At 29.7% G+C, this 5,775-nt stretch carries 6 protein-coding genes; 1 reads left to right on the forward strand and 5 read right to left on the reverse strand.

Annotated elements, in window-relative coordinates; translation table 11 throughout:
- Nucleotides 1–86: 86 nt before the first annotated feature.
- Nucleotides 87–398, reverse strand: a complete 312-nt coding sequence (locus ACTHW2_RS10165) for a hypothetical protein (protein WP_442263808.1) — start codon at nucleotides 396–398, stop codon at nucleotides 87–89.
- A gap of 364 nt (nucleotides 399–762) precedes the next feature.
- Between ACTHW2_RS10165 and ACTHW2_RS10170 the strand changes: the two genes are divergently transcribed.
- Complete coding sequence (locus ACTHW2_RS10170; protein WP_442263809.1) at nucleotides 763–1,866, forward strand: FAD-dependent oxidoreductase; 1,104 nt, start codon at nucleotides 763–765, stop codon at nucleotides 1,864–1,866.
- Nucleotides 1,867–1,955: 89 nt separating this feature from the next.
- On the opposite strand, the gene ACTHW2_RS10175 is transcribed toward ACTHW2_RS10170, so the two are convergent.
- The 4 genes from ACTHW2_RS10175 to mntA form a co-directional block, all read right to left on the reverse strand.
- Nucleotides 1,956–3,155 carry an FprA family A-type flavoprotein gene (locus ACTHW2_RS10175; protein ID WP_442263810.1) on the reverse strand — a complete coding sequence of 400 codons (1,200 nt, stop codon included), beginning with the start codon at nucleotides 3,153–3,155 and terminating at the stop codon, nucleotides 1,956–1,958.
- 152 nt (nucleotides 3,156–3,307) lie between these two features.
- A complete protein-coding gene (yaaA, locus tag ACTHW2_RS10180; RefSeq protein WP_442263811.1) occupies nucleotides 3,308–4,066 on the reverse strand; it encodes a peroxide stress protein YaaA in 759 nt (252 codons plus the stop codon).
- 343 nt (nucleotides 4,067–4,409) lie between these two features.
- On the reverse strand, nucleotides 4,410–4,826 hold the full coding sequence (gene hepT, locus ACTHW2_RS10185; protein ID WP_442263812.1) for a type VII toxin-antitoxin system HepT family RNase toxin: 417 nt from the start codon (nucleotides 4,824–4,826) through the stop codon (nucleotides 4,410–4,412).
- A complete protein-coding gene (gene mntA / locus ACTHW2_RS10190; RefSeq protein WP_442263813.1) occupies nucleotides 4,819–5,226 on the reverse strand; it encodes a type VII toxin-antitoxin system MntA family adenylyltransferase antitoxin in 408 nt (135 codons plus the stop codon). The genes hepT and mntA overlap by 8 nt, the downstream gene beginning before the upstream one ends.
- Between the last annotated feature and the right edge of the window lie 549 nt (nucleotides 5,227–5,775).

Below are 5,775 nucleotides of genomic sequence, written 5' to 3' on the forward strand. Positions count from 1 at the left end.
AGAATAATTTTTTGTCCTAACAATAGTTCCTTTTTAAATGGAGTTCTATTACTTTTTACATTATTTCTTTTATGGGGATGAAAAGATTATCCTAACCAATAACTGCCTGAATGTTTTTTATTATTAATTAAAATCATTCCTAAGGGAATAGCACCCAAAACAACATATAATCCTATAAAACTTAGTCTTTGCATGTCAAACATTTTTTCAACAATCCCCATAGAAATAAAAAGCATCCCTAAAAGAAAGTGGGGTAAAACCATACCCTTTTGAAAGCTCTTTATTTTCTTTGTCTTTATATTGCGTTTTGCTCTATTACCAAGAAAAAGTTTTGAATTCATTAAGTGAAAAACTCCTATGATAATCATAAAAATACCCAGTAAAATTTGTGCAAACATTTTATTCCTCCTTCAAATAAATAGTAATACGACTTATTATATAAATGATGTTCATCTACCTTTTTTAAGATTGTCATTCTATGTTATCTGAGTGTAACGAAGAATCTTAGAGCTTAAAGCAAAGATCCTTCGTCGCTATGCTCCTCAGGATGACAACTTCACACTATACTAATAATATTCACTAATTTACTTTTCATTATATCTCAAAATTAAAATATTTATATCTAAATTTATAGATACTATCATACATCTTATATTTAATATTATAACAAAAATAAATAAATAAGGAGTTTTGTCTTTCCTCTAGCCATTTGATAGAGTAAATATATAAGTATATCTTTCTAAATATATAGGAGGAATAAATTTGGTTAATTTAAATATAAATAAAAATAAAGAAGATAATTCTGCAGTTGTTGTAGGTGGGTCTCTTTCTGGTCTTATGACCTCTATTGCACTTTCTGAAGAAGGTATAAAAGTAACTGTGCTCGAAAAAGCAAAAGAAGGTTCAAGATCAGGGGCTGGGCTGCAGGTCGATGGTCATTCATTTAATCAGTCTAAAATAGAAAAGAAGTTAAAAAATCTAGCATCTGGGGGGCAAAGTAAGGTTGAACTTTGGACTTCTATTGAGTCTAGATTAAGAAAAGAAGCTCATAGTGACCCAAACATTACTCTCCATTTTGATACACGTGTTGAGTCTATCGATCAAGATGAAAAATCAGCATGGGCCACTACAACAAGGGGCCAATTATTTAAAGGAGATATCTTAATAGGAGCCGATGGACACCGTAGTATAGTTAGGGACAAAATAGTTCCCCATCATTCCGATGCCACATTTGCAGGATATGTAGTATGGATGGCGTCAATTCCAGAAAATGAGCTTCCAGAAAATAAAAGACCTAATCCCCATGGACAAGGCGTGGAGATGCTTAATACAATAGGGGGATTTTTATTTGGATCTGTTATTGAAGACAATGATGGAAAAAGAAGAGTTGGATGTACTTGGTACGATAATACTAATGCCAAGCTTCTTAATAGACTGGGAGCTGTAAAAGGAAAGTTTGTCCATCATTCTATTGATGGAAGTGATTTGTCTCAGGAAGATATAAATAATCTAATAGATCAGGCAGAAATAAAATGGCCTGAACCATGGCTTACAGCTACTATTCATGCTCTTCACTCACGTGATTTCATAGGTATTCCAATCAAAGAATATGTACCCGAAAAACTTGTAAGTGGTAGACTTGCAATCATAGGTGATGCCGCCCATGTTCCAGCACCAATTACAGCTGGTGGCTTTAATGAATCTTTAAAAGATGCTGCTGCTCTTAGCAAATGTGCAAGTGAAGGACTGCAAGATGACAAGGCCTATGATATGCTCAAAAGATATGAATCTCAAAGGTTAAGAAAAGTACAAAAAATGGTAGAGTCGGGACGTTCATTTAGTAGGTCTTTTGGTAGATATTCATAAATAAGTAAACTTATGATTAATTTTTATAAAAACAAGTGCCTAAATCTTAAGATTTAGGCACTCATTTTTATTTATTCTTATTTTATATTTTATTCTAAAGTTTCAATTATACTATCTGCAAGAGCTTCCATTTTAGGAACATCTTCTTCTTTCATTGTTGAAGTTATTGTAAAACTTTCCTCTAATACATCCATATCTTTCATTTTACCTAATATTTCTTTCATCAACTTTTCAGCTGTAGGTGCCCAACTTCCATTTCCAACTATTCCTACAGTACGATTTCTTAAATTTAAAGATTTAATATCTAATAAAAAGTTTTGTACTGGTGTGTATATATTTAAATTATAAGTGGCAGAAGCTAAAACTATATGGCTATATTTAAAAGCATCTGATACTAGGTATGATACATGAGTCTTTGACGCGTCATACATCTTTATATTTGTCATACCTTTTTGGATTAATCTTTTAGCTAAATCTTCAGCTGCTTTTTCTGTATTTCCATACATTGAACCATAAACTATTAGAACACCTTGTTCTTCAGCTTCATACTTACTCCATTTATCGTATTTATCTAATATATATTCTAAATCTGTACGCCATACTGGTCCATGAAGTGGTGCAATATATTTAACATCTAACTTTGATGCTTTCTTCATTAAACTTTGAACTTGAGGTCCATATTTCCCTACTATATTACTATAATATCTTCTAGCTGGAACTAAAAAGTCACTTTCAAAATCTACCTCATCATTAAATAATTTACCATCTAGGGATTTAAACGTTCCAAATGCGTCAGCAGTAAATAAAACACCATTACTAGTATCAAAAGTTGCCATAGTCTCTGGCCAGTGTACCATTGGAGCTGATATAAACATAAGCTCATGTTCTCCAAAAGACATAGTGTCTCCATCTTTAACTACTATATTATCTTCACTTGTTTTAAAATTAAATTGATCTAAAAGATCAAAAGTTTTTTTAGTACCTATCACCTTTACATCTGGATAATATTCTTGTATAAAACCTATACTCCCAGCATGATCTGGTTCCATATGATTTATTACTAAATAATCTAATGGTCTTTCACCTAAAACCTCTTGTACATTTTCTATGAAATTATCAGATATTGATAAATCTACCGTATCTAATAATACAGTTTTTTCATCTACTAATAGATATGAATTATAAGATATACCTTCAGGAATAGGATGTATATTTTCAAAACGGGAAAGCTTTCTGTCATCCCCTCCAATTGAATATAAATCTTTAGTTATTTCTCTAACATTATGCATCTAAAATCCTCCATTTTATTTTCAAATTATTTTCTCTAATGTAGTTTACATTAACATATATATTTATTATATCCTATTAGGACAAAGTTTCCACATTTTATACCTACTAAAAACAAAAAAATATCTCCTAAAAGTAAATATAAAAGTAATATTTAATTCCCCTTTTTAATAAAGGTATAAGTATTTTTATCAGATAGTTCTTTTTTATAAATATAATCTAATCTATTGAATTCTTTAATATCATCTGGCTTTTTAATATTATTTTCTGCCATAAATCTTACCATCTCGCCCCTTGCCATCTTAGCTAAAGTCCCTTTTTGAATCACCTTTCCATCAATTAACTCACCAAAGATACAAGATATAAACTTTATATCTTTAGTCAAATACTTAGAAATACTTTTACTATATTCTTCCGATGCTAAATTTATAATACAATCACTTTCTGCAAATATATTTTGGGCTATTTTTTCTCCCCAAAATTCATATAGTGATTCATATTCCCAACCTAATAGCTTAGACTGCATTTCTAATCTATAAGGAAAAACCCCATCAAAAGGTTTTAATATACCATAAAAACCTGATAGAATCCGTAAATGTTTCTCAATATAATCTAACTGATCATATGTAAAGACTCCAGCTCCCATATATTTATATTGTAGTCCCTCAAAAGATAATATACTAGGTGTTATATTTTTGTATAAATCCATATTTTTAATTCGTTCAAAATTTAGTTTGGCAAGTTTATCGCTACACTTCCAAATCTTTTTTAACTCTTCATAGCTCAAAGTTTTTAAATAATCTAATAAGATTTGAGTTTCTTCTATAAATATTGGCATTTGTCTATGAACAAAGTCATCATTATCTATATTCATTGTTTTAGCAGGTGAAACAATAACTTTAATATATATCACTCCTAATAATTATATTGGATTGGAATATTTTATATTATCCCAGAATAATATGACTTAAGAAAGCCAAAAAGGTGAGTGTTTATGAAAAACAAAGCTACTTATAGATCGAAGTCTTAGTAAAATAAGCACTGACTTATGAAAGATGCCTTTTCTTTCATGGAAGGGCGTTTTTCATGATTTCTTGAACACAACCTAAGATTATCATACTCCTACTTATGATAAGGCTCACCGTATCAATCTAACCAATAAAATAAACTTAGTCATAGATATCTAAGTATATTTTTCAAACAGTGGTAATAGATTTTATAATATAAATCTATTACTCTCAACTTTTAGAAATATTTTACATAAAGTTCTCATGTACAAATATAATAAACCCTTTTATATCTATTAGATTATTCTTAAGAATCTCATAAATAATATTTTTATTTATATTTACGTACTCATGAGATAGGATATTTCTAAGACCCACCATATTTCTATAAATTTTAGTTTCTTTATCAGTTAAGTATTTTTCCTTATTTAAAATATCAAAAGCTCCTCCAAGTGTTTCTGGACTTCCTATGTTGTTGTCTACAACTATGTAGGTTGCTATATCAATCATCATATTTATTGCAATAAATAAGTTGTATTCTACAACGTCTTGAACAATGTCATCTTTTAAAAACTCATCCAGAGATATGTCTTTAAATCTTTCCATCTTATTTAAAGAGGTTGACAGCTGATTCAGTCTCTTTTTAACCACCTCTATACTAACCATCCCTATTCACCTCTCTTTTCAATCTTTCTATTGTTGTCTCATAGGATAAATCCAAGTATCTTTTCATATCATTATATTCAAATAAAGTCTTTACCTTGTATTTACTTTCTACAGTTTCATCTCTAGTGAAAATCAATATATGATTTTTATAAATTTCATATTTTAATAAAGGGGTTGTATTATTTAGTATAACTAAATCAACTTCTCGTTTAAGTGAGTCTGACAGCTCCATTTTTATATTAATATAAGCATCAGTGTCTATAGTGTTTTTTAAGTATATTGCAATATCTATATCACTATCTTTTTTTATGTTATCACTAGCATATGAACCAAAAATATAGGCAAAGATAATGTTTTCATATTTTATTAATATATTACTGCATACTTTGACAATGTCCATATCCAATACTTCCTTTCATATATTAAAAGTTTGTTTTTCATATCAATTATATCATATTAAGAAATAATCTTATATTGATATAAGATTGTTTCTTAAAAAATTATTTTTAGTTCGCCATTTATAAAGAATACGTCTCTGTCATTCTGAGGAGCACAGCGATGAAGAATCTTTGTTTTGACCCTAAACCATAGATTCTTCGCGATGCTCAGAATGACAAACCTACTAGAGGATAAAAGAAATATTGAAAATAAGGAGTGACTTATGAAAGGTGCTTTTCCTTTCATGGAACGACGTTTTTCAATATTTCTTGAACCATGCTTAGATTCTTCTCAAGCTCAGAATGACAGCTTCACACTTTACTACAAACACGAACAAACCTCTTATTGGATCTAAGAATTTAATAAAACAAGGAGTGACTTATGAAAGGCGACTTTCCTTTCATGGAACGACGGTTTTACTAAATTCTTGAACACACTTAAGATTCTTCACTAAGTTCAGAATGACAGCTTCACACTCTACTTATGATAAGGCTCCCCGTATCAATCTAAC

This window comes from Tissierella sp. (assembly GCF_052089545.1).
Taxonomy (GTDB): domain Bacteria; phylum Bacillota; class Clostridia; order Tissierellales; family Tissierellaceae; genus Tissierella_A.